This window comes from Erwinia aphidicola, from assembly GCF_024169515.1.
Lineage (GTDB): Bacteria > Pseudomonadota > Gammaproteobacteria > Enterobacterales > Enterobacteriaceae > Erwinia > Erwinia aphidicola.
The window spans coordinates 4594277-4612881 of sequence record NZ_JAMKCQ010000001.1; the positions used below are offsets into that span (position 1 = coordinate 4594277).

The window sequence follows — 18605 nt, forward strand, 5'->3', positions numbered from 1 at the left end:
AAATCGTTATGGTTGAAATCGTTAAGAGAAGCGATCCTTCGCCTTATAGTAGAGACCCGCGACAGGCAGGAACCACGGTTTGCCAAAGTAGCCGGGAACCGCAGGCCAGGTGCTGCGCTGCCAGGGATTGTTATTGGCTTTTTCTGCAACCAGGTCCGCCATGACCCGGCCCATCCACACTGACATCTGGGTACCATGCCCGCTGTAGCCGAGCGAATAGAACACCCCTTCGTGCTCACCCGCGTGCGGCAGGCGGTCGGCAGTCATATCCACCAGCCCGCCCCAGCAGTAATCAATCGGTACATCACCTAACGCCGGGAACATCTTCTGCATGCCGGCTTTCAGCACATCGCCGCTTTTGGCGTCGGAGGTCGGGCTGCTGACGGCGAAGCGCGCCCGTCCGCCAAACACCAGACGCCGATCGGCGGTGGTGCGGATATAGTTGCCGAGATTGAGCGACGTGACGTAGGTACGGTCACCCGGCAGGATCTGCTGTAATAAAGAGTCGGGCAGCGGTGCGGTGACGGTGACAAAGCTGCCGACCGGAATAATCCGGCGCTGGAACCAGTCAAACGGACCGATGTTGGAGCAGCCGGTGGCCATCAGCACTTTTTCAGCGACGATATCGCCCTGCGCGGTGCTGACGCGGTGACGGTAGCCGTTGAGGCGCGTCAGGCCGGTAACGGCACGCTGCGGATAGATGGCGGCGCCGGCGCGGGCAGCGGCTTCGGCCAGCCCCACGCCGAATTTGCCCATGTGCATCTGCCCGCCGTGGCGCTGTAACAGCCCGCCGTGGAAGGCGGGCGAGTCGATCTCCCGCTTCACATCGTCGGCACTGAGGATTTCAACATCCGGGTCGACGTGGCGTTTCATCATCTCGCACGCCGCCACCAGCGACGGCAGGTGTGAGGCCTTGCTGGCCAGCTTCAGTTTGCCGCAGCGGCGGAAGTCGCAGTCGATCTGCTCGTCAGCCACCACGCTCTGCACGTAGTCGACCGCATCGGCAAACGCCCGGTAGTAGCGCGTCGCCTGCTCCACGCCCTGGCTCTCCACCAGCGCCGAAAAGTTCTGCGCCACCCCGGTGTTACAGTGGCCGCCGTTGCGGCCGGATGCCTGGCTCATCACCTCGCCCGCTTCCAGCACCACCACGTTCACTCCGCTGCGCGCCAGGTTCAGCGCCGCCGAGATGCCGGTAAACCCCCCGCCAATGACCACCACATCGGCGGTGGCAGGCAGGTCGCCTGTCGCTGCACCGGTGAATGCGGGTGCCGTTGCCTGCCAGAATGATTCCAGTTTCATCGCTCCGCTCCTCTGAGGCTTACAGCCCGACGACGCCAGGAAGTCCGCCAATATCTTTAATCTCGGTGTACTCGTAGGCCGGGTTGCCCGGGCCGTGACCGCGATTAACATAGACTTTATTTTTGATGCCGAGGTCATACGCGGTCATCAGGTCATAACGCAGGCTGCTGGAGACGTGCAGGATCTCTTCCGGCCCGCAGTTCAGCTTGTTAAGCATGTACTCGAAGCCCTTCATCTGCGGCTTGTAGGCGCCCACTTCTTCGGCGGTGATAGTCATGTGGATCGGGGCACCGAGGCGCGGTATATGGTTTTTGATCAGCTCATCGGTGGAGTTGGTCAGCAGCACCAGCGGAAACTCTTTGGCAACCTCCGCCAGCCCAGCCGGAACGTCGGGATGCGGTCCCCAGGTTGCGCAGGCGGTCATCACTGCAGCACAATCCTGGTCAGTACACTCCACGCCCCATTTGTTGCAGGTGCGGTACAGCGCGTTAGCCACCACCAGCGGATAGAGTTTGAATGCCCCCAGCACTTCGTCCAGACGGTAGTTTGAGAAGTCGGTGGTGAAGGCCGCCATACGGTCCGGGCTGACGCGATCGGCGAACACGGCAGCGGCGGCACCGGCCATATCGAAGTTGATCAACGTGCCATAACAGTCGAAGGTGATGTATTTCGGTTTAAACACAGCCATTACGCTACCTCTTTAGAGTTCGGTTTAAGGATGAAATCAGTGATTAGAAGTCGATCAGTACGCTTTTATATCGCTGGCAAGCTTCGAACGCCTGGCGGCCCAGATCCTTGCCGATGCCTGAGCCGTGGAAGCCGCCGGTCGGAATAATAAAGTCGCCGGAGCGGCCGTAACGGTTGATCCACACGGTGCCAGCGGCAATGCCGCGCATCGCCCGCAGGGCACGATCAATATTTTTGGTGTGTACCCCGGCGCACAGGCCGTAGGTGGGGTGGGAAGCCAGCGCAAGGCCTTCGGCTTCCTCATCGAAAATCTGTACGGTGAGCACCGGGCCGAAGATCTCCTCCTGCACCGCCGGATTATCGTTGGTCACCCCCGCCAGCAGCGTCGGCTGCCAGAAATAGCCCTCTCCGGTATCGGCAAAGCGCTGCCCGCCCACCAGCACTTCCGCACCCTGCTGGCGTGCACTGCTGACCAACGATTCGACCTTCGCCGCCTGGCGCTGGTCAATCATCGGCGCATAGCGGCTGCTTTCGTCCCAGGTCACCCCGGCGCGGAAGTCCTGGCACAGCGCAATCAGCTGGCTAATCAGCGCGTCGTGCACGCCGCGCTGCACAATCAGGCGGGTGCCGGCCACGCAGGCCTGGCCGCCGTTGGCGGTGAAGCCGCGCAGGATGCGCCCGGCCACTTCGCCAATGTCGCCGCAGTCGTCAAACACCAGCTGCGGGCTTTTGCCGCCCAGCTCCAGCGTGACCGGCTTCATCCCGTTAAACGCCGCGTCGCTCATAATGCGTGCACCGGTGGCGGTTGAACCGGTAAAGGAGACTTTGCGCACCAGCGGATGCGCCACCAGCGCGCTGCCGGTAACCGACCCGCCGCCCTGGATAATATTCAGCACCCCGGCAGGCAGGCCCGCCTGCACCGCCAGCTCCGCCATGCGCACGGTGGAGAACGGCGTCAGCTCGGAAGGTTTCAGCACCACGGCATTTCCTGCTGCCAGCGCCGGACCGCATTTCCATGAGGCCATCGACAGCGGGAAGTTCCATGGCGTAATCGCCCCAATCACCCCGTAAGGCTCCGGCACCAGCATGCCAAGACTGGCATCGCGCGTCGGCAGCACGTCACCGCTGTATTTGTCGGCACACTCGGCGTAGAAGCGAATCGCTTCGGCAGTAAAGGGGATCTCGTGATTAACCACGTCATGGATCGGGCGGGTCGAGCCAAGCGACTCCAGCTGTGCCAGCAGCGGATCGGACTCAATCAGGTCCGCCCAGCGCGACAGTACTGCAGCGCGCTGGCGCGGCGGGCAGCTGGCCCAGCCGCTGGCGCGTGCGGCGCTATCCGCCACGCTGACCGCTTCATCAACCAGCGCCGCATCCGCCTGGTACAGCTCCCCCGCCAGCAGGCCATCGGAAGGACGCTTGACCGCCAGCTGCTCACCCTGCCCGCGAATATGCTGACCATTAATGAAATGTCCTGCGGGAAGTGCAATGTTATCCGGGTTAAAACTGAGCATGGTGTGTTCCTTATTTAGCCTGCTAACTAATGCTTTCTGGTACTAAGTAATATTGCATTTGTATTAAGCAATGCAGAAAGTATGCCAGCCCTGGGAAAAAATAATAATGCGTAAAAGCGGGGTGAAAAAAATTTTGTGCCGTAATGACGGTGGTTTTTTTCCAGTTAAGCCGACTATTTAAATAGATGATTTTCATCACAAAACGAATGCACCAGCGCGGTGAATCCGGTACTAAACTTGCACCAATTCAGCGCGGACGTTTTGTCAGGCTTTCATTAAGCCACGGGTTTATTTATAAAAAAGGCCCGCACCTTTTCGGGGTGCAGGCCTTTTTTAACGCTTAAACTTTATTTAGCTTTTAAAGACTGCCGAAATGAAACGCTTTTGATTCGAGATATTCTTCAATGCCGTAGCGCGAGCCTTCGCGCCCGACGCCGGAGAGTTTAATTCCACCAAACGGCGCCACTTCTAAAGAAACAGAGCCGGTATTAAAACCGACCATACCAAATTCCAGCGACTCTCCTACACGCCATGCGCGGCGAATATCTTCGGTGAAGAAATAAGCCCCAAGACCGTAAGGGGTATCATTCGCCATATTTATCGCTTCTTCTTCTGTGTCAAAAATAAACAGCGGTGCGACCGGGCCAAAGGTCTCTTCATGGGCAATGCGCATGGCGCGGGTAACGCCGCCAAGTACCGTCGGCGCCACGAAGGTGCCGTTACCGTTGCTGATGCCGCCGGTTAACAGCTCGGCGCCGTGGCTGAGCGCATCTTCAATATGGCCATTCACTTTGCTTACCGCCGCCGCGTTGATCAGCGGGCCGATGGTGCTGCCGTCGGCAAAACCATCGCCCACTTTCAGCTTCGCCACCTCTTCCAGCAGGCGGGCGGCAAAGCGCGGGTAGATAGTACGCTGAACCAGAATGCGGTTGGCGCAGACGCAGGTTTGCCCGGCGTTGCGGAATTTACTCATCATCACCCCGCTGATAGCAATCTCGAGGTCGGCATCGTCAAAGACGATCAGCGGCGCGTTACCGCCCAGTTCGAGGCTCAGGCGCTTAATGCTGTCGGCGCTCTGCTGCATCAGCAGCTGGCCGATGCGCGTCGAGCCGGTGAAGGAGATTTTCCGCACCGTGCGGCTGCCGGTCAGGGTTTCGCCAATCTCTTTGGGTAAGCCGGTGACAATCTGCAATACCCCAGCCGGGATGCCTGCGCGCTGCGCCAGTGCGATCAGCGCCAGCGCCGACAGCGGGGTCAGCTCCGACGGCTTAACGATGATCGGGCAGCCTGCGGCCAGCGCCGGGGCAACCTTGCGGGTGATCATCGCAATCGGGAAGTTCCACGGGGTAATAGCGGCGGCGACGCCAACCGGCTGCTTCAGCACCAGGATACGGCGGTCATCGCTCGGTGCCGGAATGGTGTCGCCATAAATGCGGCGAGCTTCTTCGGCAAACCACTTCACAAAACCCGCGCCGTACAGCACTTCGCCCCTGGCTTCCGCCAGCGGTTTGCCCTGCTCGGCGGTCATGATGGTGGCCAGGTCGTCAGCATTGTCGAGGATCAGCTGATGCCATTTCTCCAGCAGCAGCGCACGCTGCGCGTTCGGCGTCTTCGCCCAGCTTTTACGTGCCGCATCGGCAAAGGCTATCGCCTGCTCGGTTTCCTGAGCGCCGAGCGCCGGAATAGTACAGAGCACTTCGCCGGTTGACGGGTTGGTGACCGGCAGCGTTTCGCCGTTGAGCGCGCCCTGCCATTCACCGTTAAAAAAAGCCTGCTGGCGCAGCAGAGTAGCGTCATGTAAACGTTGTGCGAGCATAGCGTCTCCTTAATAAGTTCATTTCACTTTAACGGAGGCGCGGCAATCAATGCTGCGTTATCACAGTGTGGGGAGCGCGCGGAAAGGGGTTTTCGCCGGGGAAACGAAATTTTATGCCGTGGCCGGTGTCATCGCCATGACCTGTAGGGGTTGACCTTCTTTTTCGGTCAACCCGCTGTGTGAAAGGACTGTCTGTTAACACCGTATTTTTTGTAGGGGTTGACCTTCTTTTCCGGTCAACCCGCTGTGTGAAAGGACTGTCTGTGAACACCGTATTTTTGTAGGGGTTGACCTTCTTTTCCGGTCAACCCGCTGTGTGAAAGGGCCGACCGAAAAAGAGGATCGGCCCCTACTGTCTGTGCACCGTATTTTTGTAGGGGTTGACCTTCTTTTCCGGTCAACCCGCTGTGTGAAAGGGCCGATCGAAAAAGAGGATCGGCCCCTACTGTCTGTGCACCGTATTTTTGTAGGGGTTGACCTTCTTTTCCGGTCAACCCGCTGTGTGAAAGGGCCGATCGAAAAAGAAGATCGGCCCCTACTGTCTGTGCACCGTATTTTTGTAGGGGTTGACCTTCTTTTTCGGTCAACCCGCTGTGTGAAAGGGCCAATCGAAAAAGCGGATCGGCCCCTACTGTCTGTGCACCGTATTTTTGTAGGGGTTGACCTTCTTTTCCGGTCAACCCGCTGTGTGAAAGGGCCGATCGAAAAAGAAGATCGGCCCCTACTGTCTGTGCACCGTATTTTTGTAGGGGTTGACCCTCTTTTTCGGTCAACCCGCTGTGTGAAACGGCCAATCGAAAAAGCGTATTGGCCCCTGCTGTTCTGCGATTTGCCGTTAAATCTGGAAATCGATCACCGTTTCCTCTTCGTTCAGCGACAGTGCCTGGCGCTTGATCTCTTCCAGTGACAGATTGGCGTTGCACAGCTCGAGGAACTGCCAGACAAAATTACGCTGCAGCTGGCCGCGCTTCAGGCCCAGCCACACGGTGTTTGACTCAAACAGATGGCGCGCTTCCAGCCGGGTGAGCTGCGAATGCTCATCCAGCTGGCAGGCCTGATCGGCCAGAATCCCCACGCCTAATCCCAGTTCAACATAGGTTTTCACCACGTCGGAGTCCTGGGCGCTCAGCACAATATCCGGCTTCAGGCTGGCACTGTGGAAGGCGCGATCCACGCGGGAGCGCCCGGTGATCCCCTGGCGGTAGGTGATCAGCGGATAACGGCTGAGCGCCGCCAGGGAAACCGGCTGCTGCTGCTCGAGCTCGTGCCCTTTCGGCACCAGCAGCGCGTGATGCCAGCTGAACCACGGGAAAGCCGCCAGCGCCGGGTTGTTGACCACCTGCTCACTGGCGATGCCGATATCCGCCTCCCCCGCCACCAGCATTGAGACGATCTCCTGCGGAGAACCCTGGTTGAGTTCGAGACGGACATTCGGATAGAGCGCGCGGAAGGCCTTGATCACTTTCGGCAGGCTATAACGTGCCTGGGTGTGGGTGGTGGCGATGGTGAGGACGCCGCTCGATTCGTTAGTAAAGACATCGGCGAGGCGACGCACTTTTCCAGCTTCATCCAGAATGCGTTCGGCAATGGTTAGCAGCGCTTTACCCGGTTCGGTCATGCCGAGCAGACGTTTGCCGCGCCGGATAAAAATCTCTACGCCCAGTTCATCTTCTAAATCACGTATATGGCGGCTGACTCCAGACTGGGAGGTGAACAGCGCATTAGCCACTTCGGTGAGATTAAACTCGCAGCGTGCCGCTTCCTTAATGATTTTAAGTTGCTGAAAATTCACGTGCGTTCCTCTCTCGGTTATCTGCTGGTTTACATCATGTTAAGGATGCAAATTGATAGCAACAAATAATAAAAAGAGGTTTTATATGCTTTTTAGCGATAAGGCGGGCGGTGAGGCGCGCGACTGCGCGCCCGGCACAAAGGGGAGTTAACTGACCAGCATCAGCTCGCGATCTTCCACCACCGGCTTATTAAGCAGCGACAGCAGAATGTTTTTCACCGCCTGCGCCGACGGCGACAGGGGTTCACGGGCAGAGACGTTAAGAGAGAGCGGCAGGTTCAGCGTCGGGCTGGTAATCCGCGCCATCCAGGCATTGGTCGAGCTGACCAGCGCGCGCGCCGCGGACTCTGGCAATACCGTCGCCCCCATACCGCTGGAAACTGCCGAGGTCAGCGTGGCGATGGACTCTATCTCACCGATAATACGCGCGCTGAGGCGGCGCAGGGAGAACGCTTCATCAACCCGTTTGCGCACGGCGCTGTAGTCACGCGGCAGGAACAGGTTCATCTCGGCAACGTCGGCGAGATCGATGCTTTGCCCCGGACAGGCGCTGGCGCCCACCAGATATAATTCCTCTTTCATCAGCGCAATGCTGGTGATGCCGGCCGTCGGCGCACGATCGTACAGCACCGCCATGTCAAGCTGCCCATTCATCACTTTTTCGTTTAGTGAAGCCCCGCTGTTTTCGTGTAAGTACACCAGCACGTCCGGGAACTGTTCACGCACGGTTTGCAGCAGCGGCATGGTCAGTGAGGAGGCGGCCGTACCCGGCGCGAGGCCAATCGAGACCTGCCCGCTTAGCGCCTGCCCGGCATTAATTACCGCAGTCTGTGCCTGCTCGCACTGGCGTAAAATCGTGCGAGCGTGGGAATAGAGGATTTTACCCGCTTCGGTAGGCGTCACGCCGCGCTTGGTGCGGATCAGCAGCTGCTGGTCCAGTTCATTTTCCAGCGTGGCCACCTGCTGGCTCAGCGCAGGCTGTGCAATATGCAGGACTTCTGCAGCCTGAGTCAGGCTGCCGATGTCGACGATTTTTACGAAATACTTCAGTCGTCTTAAGTTCATAATGCCTCCGTCGCGTATCCCCGAATGCCAGCAGCGCTGGCGGTTTATAATAAGTTTTCACTCTGACCCAATCAGGATTGCAAGCGGCGTGCCAGAATTTTCCTAACGGCTTCGCGCTCAGGTAAAGGGGGCGCTAACAGGCGGTAAAATAAGAGAATCTGATTACCGCTGGCGCAGAGATTAATGAGATTGATATCTGGCAGGTCAGAGCAGTTGACGGGATTGCACGCCGATGGTGCAGAAAATGCGTTGAGGATGTGCAGGTCTCTGGCGTATGTGTAGAGAGGTCGTATCCATCTTAAGGGTCGACCGGACCAAAAGGTCGACCCCTGAGGTATCCCCATAAATCACTTCCATCGCTAAACGTCCGCAAACCGGCCTGAGCCCGGCCTGAGCACGCCGGAACGGCAAAAGACGCTCCCTGCGGGCCTCGGCACGCGGCATCCCTGCCGCGTGACGTCCGGCTTACCTCAGGCCGGGCTCATCCCCCACTATCATCGTGCTCGCTGTGGGTTTAAACCGCGACGCTGGGGCTTTGGGTGCAAGGAGGGAGGGCTGATTGCAGCAGGCCCACGGCCAGGGATGGCCGTGAGCCAGGCTACAGGGACGTATTCATGCCGGTGCGGAAAGCAGCCCTCCCTCCTGAAACCGGGCACCTGTTATCCCGCAACACTATTCAAATCAATTTTTGTGGGGGACCTCAGCGGTCGCCCCCCCCCTGCAATTTTGTAGCGGGTTAGCGTTTTTTACGGTTGCGGTACATATCAATCGATACCGCGGCGACAATAATCATCCCTTTGATAATGTCCTGCACGTAGGCATCGACACCGACGAAGGTAAAGCCGCTCTTGATCAGGCCTAGGATCACCGCACCGATCAGCGTGCCGGTAATGCGCCCGACGCCACCCATCAGACTTGAGCCACCAATAACCGCCGCAGCGATGGCATCCAGCTCGTAGCCCAGGCCCATACTTGACTGCCCGCTGCTGACGCGCGCCGCCAGCACGACCCCGGCCAGGCCGGACAGCCCACCGGCAATGGTGTAGACAATAATCAGATACTTATTGACGTTAATACCGGAAACTTTGGCGGAAACCATATTGCCGCCGATGGCGTAGACATATTTACCGTAGCGGGTGTGTTTCAGGGCGATATGGAAGATAACCGCGACAACCAGGAAGATAATCACCGGCATTGCACCCTGACCGATGGAGGTAAAGCCGTCGGACAGGAAGCTGATAGGGTTACCCTGGGTGTAATACTGTGCCAGACCGCGAGCGGAAACCATCATCCCCAGCGTGGCGATAAACGGCGGGATGCCGGTTTTGGTGATCAGCACGCCGTTAACGATACCGCACAGAATGCCCACCCCGATCCCCGCCCCTATCGGCAGTACCGCCGGCATATCCACCAGTGACGGGAACATGGGCGAGAGGCTTTCCGAGGTTTGTGCCAGGCTGGCCGCAACCACCGCCGTCAGCGCAATGACCGAGCCGGAGGATAAATCGATACCGGTAGTAATAATGACCTGCGTTACCCCCACCGCGATAATCCCGATAATGGCTACCTGCAGCACAATCAGCACCAGGCGGTTCGGGTTCATCAGAAATGACTGATCGCGTACATACCAGCCGAAGGCTTCAAAAATCAGCGCGATACCCACCATCACCACAAAAATACCGGTATCTTTGGGCAGCTTGCTTTTAACATTATCAAAAAACGATGGCGCTTCAGCCGACTGTTGCGTTGTCATTTTCATCTCACTCATGTTGTTTACCTCACGCCCTTATTCGGACGCCAATGACAAAATGGTTTCCTGGTCGGCGTCTTCTTTATCGAGGATGCCGGTAATACGTCCACCGTGCATCACCATCACGCGGTCACTCATACCGATGATTTCCGGCAGTTCAGAGGAGACCATAATGATGGCGACGCCCCGGCTCGCCAGTTCGCTGATCAGGCGGTAGATCTCCGCCTTCGCACCGACGTCAATGCCACGGGTAGGTTCGTCAAGGATAAGGATTTTCGGCTGTGCCAGCAGCCAGCGGGCGATTAACACCTTCTGCTGATTACCGCCGCTGAGGTTGTTAATAATCTGGTCCATGGTCGGCGTCTTGATATTCAGGCGCTTAATCTGTTCCAGGCAGTCTTTCGCCATATTGCCATGATTGACGAAGCCGCCTTTGGCGCTGTAGTCAGTCATTTTGACGATGCTCATGTTCTCCATCACCGACAGCACAAGGAACAGGCCCGACTTCTTACGGTCTTCCGTCAGGAAGGCGAGGCCTTTTTCAATCGCGCTGGCCGGGGAATCGATGGTGGTCGGTACGCCATCGATCAGGATCTCACCGCTGTCTGTCGAGGTCATACCAAACAGGCTTTCCATCACTTCACTGCGGCCGGCACCCACCAGCCCGGCGACGCCGAGGATCTCACCGCGGCGCACGCTGAAGCTGATGTCCTGGAATACGCTGTTGCGCGTCAGATTGCGCACCGTCAGCACATCTTCACCGATATTGCTGTCAGTTTTCGGGAACAGCTGAGTGAGCTCACGCCCGACCATCTGGGTAATCAGCGACTGACGCGTGTAGTTGGCCGTCTCGTTACTGCCGACCCATGCGCCGTCACGGAACACGCTGACTTCATCGGTAATGGCAAAAATTTCATCCATTTTGTGGCTGATATAGATGATGGCTTTTCCCTGCGAACGCAGGTCACGAATAATGGTGAACAGATGCGCCACTTCGGTTTCCGTCAGTGCCGATGTCGGTTCATCCATGATGACGATGTCTGAGTTCCACGACACCGCTTTGGCGATTTCCACCATCTGCTGGGAGGCGATACTGAGATCGCCCACCATCTGCTCGGGACGCAGGCGAATATTCAGCTTAACCAGCAGATCTTTGGTTAGGCGGTTGAGCTTGCCGTGGTCAACGAAGCCGAATTTCATCGGCTCGCGACCCAGCCAGATATTTTCGGCGACCGTCATATGCGGTACCAGATTCAGCTCCTGGTGGATCATGGAAATTCCCGAACGCAGCGCATCCAGCGTGTCGGTAAACTGCACGGGTTCACCCTTAATGCGGATCAGCCCCTCATCGGGACGGTAGATCCCAATGAGGCACTTCATTAAGGTGGATTTCCCCGCACCATTCTCCCCCATCAGAGCATGCACCGTTCCCGGCTTGATTCGAAACGAGACGTTACTTAACGCCTTAACGCCCGGGAAAAATTTGCTGATGCCTTCGGCTTCTAGCGCATATGCGGTCATTTACTACCTCCGTACAACCGGTTCAGAGAACGTTATTTCTGGTTTTTACTGGTGAACTTCTCGTAGTTCTCTTTGGTGATCAGCTGGAAGGGAATATCAACAATCGGCTGCACTTTCTCACCTTTCACCAGCTTCACAGCGGTCTGTACGGCACCTTCGCCCTGACCTTTAGCGTCCTGGAATACGCTGGCAACCATCTTGCCGTTCTTAATCATCTGCAACGCATCCGGTGTGCCATCGACGCCCGCCACCAGGATGTTATTAGGGTTTTTACCTAATGCCTGCAGCGCACCAATCGCCATTTCGTCGTTGTTTGACGCAATCGCCTGGATATCATCACCCGCGGTCAGCCAGTTACTGGTGACGTCTACCGCATCGTTACGGGTGAATTTCGCGGTTTGTTTCTGTACCACTTTCAGGCCAGGATATTTCGCCACAATGGCTTCCACGCCTTTGGTACGCTCGCGCGTGGCTTCGTTGGCGAGGTCACCTAACAGAATGGCGACGTTACCCTTGTAGTTCATGCGTTTTGCCAGCGCTTCCATCTGCAGGCGGCCTGCCAGCTCGGAGTCAGAACCGACGAAGGCCATTTTGCCGGTCAGGGTAGTGGCGGGTTTGCGGTTGACGAACACCAGCGGGATGCCGGCTTTAGTGGTGAGATCAACAATGGGTTTAACGGCGTTGGTATCTACCGGGTTAACGATGATGGCATCGACGCCCTGGCCGATGAAGTTTTGAACCTGTTGCAGCTGCTGTGCGACATCGCCTTTAGCGTCTTCTACCTGGCCTTTAACATTCTCTGCCTTCATCTCATTGTTGATTGAGTTGCGCACGATAGTTAAAAAGTTGTCATCAAACAGTGCCATAGAGACGCCAATCTGGAGATCTTTGGCAAAGCTGGTGACAGGTAACATACACACTAACAGTGACGCTAAAATTGTTTTTTTCACGTTCATGGCAAAGCCCTTATTATCGTTAGCATGCGAAGGTTCGCTGATACGGCGAATGAAAAATTTCTTTTACATTCACTCAACTTCACCGACGGCTTTATTAAAATGTAGGGGGTGACTATTTCGGGTAATACTCTCTTTCAGGGTACGGCTAATCGGGTCTGTCTTTTATTTATATAAACAACGGGTTAGTTAAAACTCACACCACCTTCTTTGCGCATCCCCGCTGGCGTCATCGCAAAACAGTTTTTTTGTTTCATAATCACACCAACTGAAACTTTCACTATGAAAGCATCGAAACGCATGTTTTAAAATCAGCAAATAACAAAAATTTGACACACCTCTAACATCGGCAAGGGAAAGGCGGGAAAGTGAGATCTGGCGCAGAGATTGAGGAACGAGCAGAAATAAAGGAAAAGTATCAGAACGCTGCTTTTGTCAGCAAACGCACTCAGGTTGTCGATTGGTACTTTGACATTTCGCAGGCACGCCGTTAACATGCGCCCCGTTCACACGATTCCTCTGTAGTTCAGTCGGTAGAACGGCGGACTGTTAATCCGTATGTCACTGGTTCGAGTCCAGTCAGAGGAGCCAAATTCTTGTTTTCATGCCGCTTTGCGAATCCTTATGTGATTCCGATTCAATGAGTTAGCGTGAAAAGTCTTCCCGATGCATTTTCAGTTTTCCCTCCGCATCGGGAGAATTTGGTGGTCAGATTTGGGGTCAAGTTGGTTCGATGACGGAGTGACCCCCAAATGTCTCTTAACGACTCAAAAATCCGCAACTTAAAATCATCCGCTAAACCCTTCAAAGTTTCCGATTCTCATGGTCTATATCTGCTTGTTAATCCAGGCGGTTCACGTCTCTGGTATCTCAAATACCGCATCAATAGAAAAGAATCCCGCCTCGGCTTAGGTGCTTATCCTGATGTCTCTCTGGCTGATGCTCGTCAACAGCGTGGCGGTATCCGTAAGCTACTGGTGCAGAATATCAATCCAGCACAACAACGCTCCGCTGAAAGAACCACTGCGTTGCCAGAAGAAACCTTCAAGTCTGTTGCACTGAGCTGGCATAAAAGCAACAGAGCATGGTCTGAGAATCATGCCGTCCGTCTGCTCGCCAGCATGAATAACCATATTTTTCCGATCATTGGGCATCTACCTATCTCTGAACTAAAACCACGTCATTTTATCGACCTGCTGAAAGGGATTGAGAAAAAGGGCCTACTGGAAGTGGCGGCACGTTCCCGGCAGCATATGTGCAACATCATGCGCCATGCCGTGCATCAGGAGTTGATAGATAACAATCCGGCGGCAAATCTGGACGGTATCATCACCCCTCCCGTTAAACGCCACTACCCTGCCCTTCCACTGGAACGACTATCGGAGCTGTTGGCTCGCATAGAGGACTATCAGCAAGGACGAGAACTAACCCGCCTGGCAGTATCACTCACCCTGCACCTGTTCATACGTTCCAGCGAACTGCGTTTCGCCCGTTGGTCTGAGATCGATTTCAGGAACAGAATCTGGACCATTCCTGCCACTCGCGAGGCAATCCCCGGTGTCCGCTATTCCGGGCGTGGAGCGAAAATGCGCACACCGCATATCGTTCCTCTCTCCAGCCAGTCCATCACTATTCTGAAACAAATACGGGAAATATCCGGGCATCAGGAGCTGGTATTTCCGGGTGATCATAATCCGTATAAACCGATGTGCGAAAACACGGTCAACAAGGCACTGCGGCTGATGGGTTATGACACGAAAGATGAAATCTGCGGCCACGGATTCCGGGCAATGGCCTGTAGTGCCCTGATGGAGTCTGGCCTATGGGCACAGGATGCGGTTGAACGGCAGATGAGTCACCAGGAGCGTAACAGCGTTCGAGCGGCTTACCTCCATAAAGCAGAATATCTCGAAGCCCGTAAAGCGATGATGCAATGGTGGTCGGATTATCTGGATATGTGCCGGAAAGCGTATGCTCCACCTTATATTTGTGGGAAGGAAATCAGTTGCGCAATGGGATAACCCCTCTGACAAAATAAACCACAGAAATAGCCGTATCAGTCTGTACTGGTACGGCATTTTTCTGGCTTCAACTCGGAGAAATTGTTAAGCCGTTTATGAGCATCTTCAACCGAATTGACCTGCGTGAATCGAAAGTGTGAGGTCCGCTTATCATTTAGATCTATCCACGGGCTTTGTTGAATAAATCGAACTTTTTGCCGTAATCAGGATCAGATCACCACATTCTCGATCCTGTAGCGGTATCCCGTGGCAAAACAAACGTTCAAAATCACCAACTGGAACGTCTACAACAAAGCCCTCGTCAATCGGGGCTCACTGACATTCTGGCTTGATGAGTCGGCCATTCAGGCCTGGTATGACGAACCCAAAACCTCTTCACGTGGTCGTCCGCAACATTATTCCGAGCTGGCCATTTCCACCGTTCTGATGCTCAAACGCGTCTTTCGCCTCACGCTGCGCGCTGTGCAGGGATTCATCGATTCCATTTTTATCCTGATGAAGCTCCCGCTCCGTTGCCCGGATTATTCCTGCGTCAGCAGGGGGGCTAAGTCCGTCAGCATCCCTTTCAAAAGCCCCACACGCGGTGAAATTGCCCACCTGGTTATCGACTCCACCGGCTTAAAAGTTTTCGGTGAGGGTGAGTGGAAGGTGAAAAAACACGGTAAGGAAAAGCGCCGTGTCTGGCGGAAGCTGCACCTGGCTGTGGACGCCGGTACGCATGAGGTTATCTGTGCTGACCTGTCCCTGAACAACGTGACTGATGCTGAAGCATTCCCGGGACTTATCCACCAGACACACCGGAAAATCAGGGTCGCTTCAGCCGACGGGGCTTATGACACCAGACGGTGCCACGACGAACTGCGGCGTAAGAAAATCAAAGCACTTATCCCGCCGCGAACCCGGGCGGGTTACTGGCCGGCTGAATATGCCGAAAGAAATCAGGCGGTTGCCCGGCAACGGCTCACGGGAAGCAATGCGTACTGGAAATGGCACACGGCTTACAACCGACGTTCGGTGGCTGAAACTGCAATGTATCGTGTCAAACAGCTGTTTGGTGGGCATCTTACGTTGCGGGATTATGATGCTCAGGTTGGGGAGGCTATGGCCATGATCCGTGCATTAAACAAAATGACGCGTGCAGGCATGCCAGAAAGTGTAAGGATTGCCTGAGAAAGTCAGCGACGAGGGGAGCATTTATCTAAATCCGATTTATTCAACAAAGCCCTGGAGGAACTGTTTAATGCCGGTTTCAGCCTGGGTAAAAAAGGCGAAGGTGCTGACTTTTACCGTATCGCCGACCGTCGCGCAGCCAGAAATACGGCAGCTATTTACGAAAAGGGAATGACGTTACGCGACTTATTTAACACTGACTTTGTGAAATCCCTCAGTGAAGATGTGCCTGCTTTTTATGGCGAGCTTGAGGAAATAGCTTTAGTGAATTCCATTAATGCGCGTAACGGATTTTCCTTAAAGACCATTTTTGATGAAGGCGGATGCTGCTACATCATCGGCTCGATGCGTAACCAGAAAATCATATCGGCTCAGCGAATGATTTTAACTCGCCTGATACAGGTAGCTGAAACGCGTGATCGAATAAAAGGCAAACCTCGTCCGGTCGCTATTTTCCTTGATGAACTCAAGTATCACCTATCACGCCCTGCGCTTGAGGGACTTGGCGCAGCGCGGGATAAAGGTGTGCATATCATCATGGCCCACCAGTCGGTAAAAGATTTATATGACTGCCCGGCAGATCTGGAGGGTGATGCCGTTGCAGGTTCGGTGATTGAGAACTGCAAGTTTATGCTGGTTTATCGCCTTCGCGATCCGGACACTGCCGACTGGGTGGCAAGGATGACCGGCTCTATTCTGGTTGACGATGAAATGAGGAAAGTGAAAACAGATATATCCCTGACGGAGAAGATGGAAACGGACAGGATGATCCGCCAGGCGGAACGCTATTATATAGACAGCAATATGCTGCTCAATTTGCCGAAATTTGTCGGTTTTGTTTTTACCCAGAATGATCTGGCGAAGGCAACCAAACTTTTCCACATTCCAGCGAAAAAACAATATATCGACCTGCTCTCATTTGAGCATAAAAAACCTCCGCATACCGAAAAAGAAAATCCGATTCGCAAACCCTCCATTAACCTGTGAGGCTATCAATGCTTATTCATAACGTTGCTAAAAGAAATGAAGCCGCAAAACGGAGAATGCGGACATTGCTGTATTTTCTCAAGGAGGAAACGTTCTCTGATTTCCAGACCTTAAAAAGAGTTGTCGGCTATAAAGGGAAACATAACCATGCGATGTATAAACTGCTCAATAAAGTGGCTGCGATGGGCTTCCTGATTAAACATGAATACCCAGTATTGACCGGGAGAAAATCATTGTGGGGGATCACCATGCAGGGACTGGCAATGGTGGTTAGCGCTAATGACAAGGTTTTCCCTGCCTATTTTGAGCCGGGCAAACTCAAAAACTCGACGCTGGAACATCGACTGTTAAACCAGTGGGTAAGGATCGCCCTTGAGGAAAAAGGTGGCACAGGCTGGCTGAACGGCGACCGGGGAGAGTTTATGTCGCGATACCCGGGCGTCCGGCACAGACCGGACGGCATTATTACCTTAAGCAGCGGTGCCATCGTTGCAGTGGAAACAGAGCGGTCGATGAAAACCCGCGTCCGTTACATCAGCATCATTAACAGTCATCTGGCAGCCAGCGACGCCGGACGCTGGCACTATGCCATGTATGTGATGCCGGATGATAAAACTAAGGAGTCGCTGGTCAGGCTGTTTGGCAGCATCAGAACGGTGATTAGAAACGGTGTTCCCGTTCCGTTTGATGCGAAGCACCGCGAGATGTTTCTGTTCCGCACAATTGATGAACTGGAAGGGAGTATCAGTTATAAGCAGGAAGCTCTTTCTTCATCAGCTCATGGAGATGACGGGAGGGAATATCATGCATGACGTTCTGAGCCATGGCGACTGCTTTGACGTTCTGCGCAGTATGCCGGACAACTCTGTGGACAGCATTGTGACCGACCCGCCATATGGTATTAAATTCATGGGGAAGACATGGGACTACGATGTCCCTTCACCGGCCATCTGGTAAGAATGTCTGCGCGTACTCAAACCCGGTGGTCATCTGCTGTCCTTCGCGGGATCCCGCACTCAACACCGTATGGCAGCGCGTATTGAGGATGCGGCATTTGGAAATGGCGGAATGCTGGGCTGGATATACGGTTCGGGTTTTCCTAAATCTCACCACGCGTTAAAGCCCGCACTGGAGCCGATTACCCTTGCCCGTAAGCTATTCAGGAGGTCTATAGAATCGAATCTGTGCGCGCATGGCACCGGCGCTCTGAACATTAGCGAATGCAGGATCCCGCTGGCAGAGGGGGAATCCCCCTATAATTATCCAAATGGACCGGGAGGTTCCGAACCTAACCACATGTGGCGAGGCAGAAATAATGGTGATGGGAGTGTCGCCAGGCAAGGAAACCCCGATGGCCGATGGCCTGCCAATCTTATCCATGATGGCAGCGGTGAAATACTTGCTATGTTCCGGGATACCCCTCAACAGTTAAAAATTAGTAGCGCAAGTAGGTTCTTTTATTGTGCGAAAGCCAGCAGAAAGGACCGTGGTGAGGGTAATAATCATCCATGTGTAAAGCCCACCGAACTGATGCGTTACCTTTGCCGCCTAGTTACGCCCCCGAGAGGCACTGTACTTGATCCCTTCATGGGCAGCGGAAGCACCGGCAAAGCCGCTGCGATGGAAGGTTTCTGTTTTCATCGGTATTGAGCGCGAAGCGGATTATGTGGAAATCGCTTGAGGCGTATTGCGGCAGCACGTAGCACCATGGCTCGTTCTGGCGATGCAGAAAGGCACGTTGATAACTGAAATTAGTCTGAATGCCCATAAAAGGGTGTTAGTTCAGATTTGAGCTAACATTTTTATGGCTCAGGTCCATAATCTAATCTGACAGGCAGCTCTGTGCCGACTGCAGACCGTGAACTGAGGACTGAGGACTGAGGACTGAGGACTGAGGACTGAGGACTCAAAAATTGTGTTACTATACTAATTCATCAGGTAGATTACGGGTGAAAATTTAGTATGTCATTAGCGTTTTCATGCAAAAAAACTTTGATTGATTGTGTGATTACCTTATAAATAGGTAGTTT

At 54.6% G+C, this 18605-nt stretch carries 13 protein-coding genes, 1 tRNA gene and 1 pseudogene; 6 read left to right on the top strand and 9 right to left on the bottom strand.

Translation table 11 applies throughout. The features are described 5' to 3' along the window. Positions 1-21: 21 nt before the first annotated feature. The 9 genes from J2Y91_RS21450 to J2Y91_RS21490 form a co-directional block, all read right to left on the bottom strand. Positions 22-1299, bottom strand: coding sequence for an NAD(P)/FAD-dependent oxidoreductase (locus tag J2Y91_RS21450; RefSeq protein WP_133623371.1), 1278 nt, complete (start codon positions 1297-1299; stop codon positions 22-24). Positions 1300-1318: 19 nt separating this feature from the next. Beyond that, the gene (locus tag J2Y91_RS21455; RefSeq protein WP_133623370.1) at positions 1319-1987 is read right to left on the bottom strand and encodes a haloacid dehalogenase type II; all 669 of its coding nucleotides are present in this window, start codon (positions 1985-1987) and stop codon (positions 1319-1321) included. Positions 1988-2030: 43 nt separating this feature from the next. Further along, a complete protein-coding gene (locus J2Y91_RS21460) occupies positions 2031-3500 on the bottom strand; it encodes an aldehyde dehydrogenase family protein (protein WP_133623369.1) in 1470 nt (489 codons plus the stop codon). A 358-nt stretch (positions 3501-3858) separates the two neighbouring features. Further along, positions 3859-5316 (bottom strand): NAD-dependent succinate-semialdehyde dehydrogenase, encoded by a 1458-nt coding sequence (locus J2Y91_RS21465; protein ID WP_133623368.1) that lies wholly within the window; start codon positions 5314-5316, stop codon positions 3859-3861. Positions 5317-6151: 835 nt separating this feature from the next. Further along, the gene (gene cbl, locus J2Y91_RS21470) at positions 6152-7108 is read right to left on the bottom strand and encodes an HTH-type transcriptional regulator Cbl (RefSeq protein ID WP_048915649.1); all 957 of its coding nucleotides are present in this window, start codon (positions 7106-7108) and stop codon (positions 6152-6154) included. A 147-nt stretch (positions 7109-7255) separates the two neighbouring features. Further along, entirely contained in the window at positions 7256-8173 is a 918-nt protein-coding gene (nac, locus tag J2Y91_RS21475; RefSeq protein ID WP_133623367.1) for a nitrogen assimilation transcriptional regulator NAC, read from the bottom strand. A 736-nt stretch (positions 8174-8909) separates the two neighbouring features. Further along, complete coding sequence (locus J2Y91_RS21480) at positions 8910-9941, bottom strand: ABC transporter permease (protein ID WP_133623366.1); 1032 nt, start codon at positions 9939-9941, stop codon at positions 8910-8912. A gap of 18 nt (positions 9942-9959) precedes the next feature. Then, positions 9960-11444, bottom strand: a complete 1485-nt coding sequence (locus J2Y91_RS21485) for a sugar ABC transporter ATP-binding protein (protein ID WP_253539303.1) — start codon at positions 11442-11444, stop codon at positions 9960-9962. A 32-nt stretch (positions 11445-11476) separates the two neighbouring features. Continuing rightward, positions 11477-12400 carry a sugar ABC transporter substrate-binding protein gene (locus J2Y91_RS21490; protein ID WP_048915643.1) on the bottom strand — a complete coding sequence of 308 codons (924 nt, stop codon included), beginning with the start codon at positions 12398-12400 and terminating at the stop codon, positions 11477-11479. Between the two features lie 512 nt (positions 12401-12912). Here J2Y91_RS21490 and J2Y91_RS21495 point away from each other — a divergent pair. From J2Y91_RS21495 to J2Y91_RS21520, 6 genes and pseudogenes are all read left to right on the top strand, one after another. Beyond that, a tRNA-Asn gene (locus J2Y91_RS21495) sits at positions 12913-12988 on the top strand. 161 nt (positions 12989-13149) lie between these two features. Then, positions 13150-14418 carry a tyrosine-type recombinase/integrase gene (locus J2Y91_RS21500; RefSeq protein WP_253539305.1) on the top strand — a complete coding sequence of 423 codons (1269 nt, stop codon included), beginning with the start codon at positions 13150-13152 and terminating at the stop codon, positions 14416-14418. A 246-nt stretch (positions 14419-14664) separates the two neighbouring features. Then, positions 14665-15588 (top strand): IS5 family transposase, encoded by a 924-nt coding sequence (locus J2Y91_RS21505; protein WP_133623364.1) that lies wholly within the window; start codon positions 14665-14667, stop codon positions 15586-15588. 51 nt (positions 15589-15639) lie between these two features. Continuing rightward, positions 15640-16575 (top strand): annotated as a pseudogene (locus J2Y91_RS21510) (type IV secretory system conjugative DNA transfer family protein); the annotation flags it as partial. A gap of 8 nt (positions 16576-16583) precedes the next feature. Further along, complete coding sequence (gene mobC / locus J2Y91_RS21515; RefSeq protein WP_133623363.1) at positions 16584-17387, top strand: MobC family replication-relaxation protein; 804 nt, start codon at positions 16584-16586, stop codon at positions 17385-17387. 181 nt (positions 17388-17568) lie between these two features. After that, on the top strand, positions 17569-18225 hold the full coding sequence (locus tag J2Y91_RS21520) for a DNA methyltransferase (RefSeq protein ID WP_413449804.1): 657 nt from the start codon (positions 17569-17571) through the stop codon (positions 18223-18225). Positions 18226-18605: the final 380 nt, after the last annotated feature.

Excerpts from the sequence above, each read along its gene's own strand:
- J2Y91_RS21460 (WP_133623369.1), bottom strand. The coding sequence starts at position 3,500 with ATGCTCAGTTTTAACCCGGATAACATTGCACTTCCCGCAGGACATTTC.
- J2Y91_RS21490 (WP_048915643.1), bottom strand. The coding sequence starts at position 12,400 with ATGAACGTGAAAAAAACAATTTTAGCGTCACTGTTAGTGTGTATGTTA.
- J2Y91_RS21455 (WP_133623370.1), bottom strand. The coding sequence starts at position 1,987 with ATGGCTGTGTTTAAACCGAAATACATCACCTTCGACTGTTATGGCACG.
- J2Y91_RS21500 (WP_253539305.1), top strand. The coding sequence starts at position 13,150 with ATGTCTCTTAACGACTCAAAAATCCGCAACTTAAAATCATCCGCTAAA.
- J2Y91_RS21450 (WP_133623371.1), bottom strand. The coding sequence starts at position 1,299 with ATGAAACTGGAATCATTCTGGCAGGCAACGGCACCCGCATTCACCGGT.
- J2Y91_RS21485 (WP_253539303.1), bottom strand. The coding sequence starts at position 11,444 with ATGACCGCATATGCGCTAGAAGCCGAAGGCATCAGCAAATTTTTCCCG.
- mobC (WP_133623363.1), top strand. The coding sequence starts at position 16,584 with ATGCTTATTCATAACGTTGCTAAAAGAAATGAAGCCGCAAAACGGAGA.
- J2Y91_RS21480 (WP_133623366.1), bottom strand. The coding sequence starts at position 9,941 with ATGAGTGAGATGAAAATGACAACGCAACAGTCGGCTGAAGCGCCATCG.
- nac (WP_133623367.1), bottom strand. The coding sequence starts at position 8,173 with ATGAACTTAAGACGACTGAAGTATTTCGTAAAAATCGTCGACATCGGC.
- J2Y91_RS21465 (WP_133623368.1), bottom strand. The coding sequence starts at position 5,316 with ATGCTCGCACAACGTTTACATGACGCTACTCTGCTGCGCCAGCAGGCT.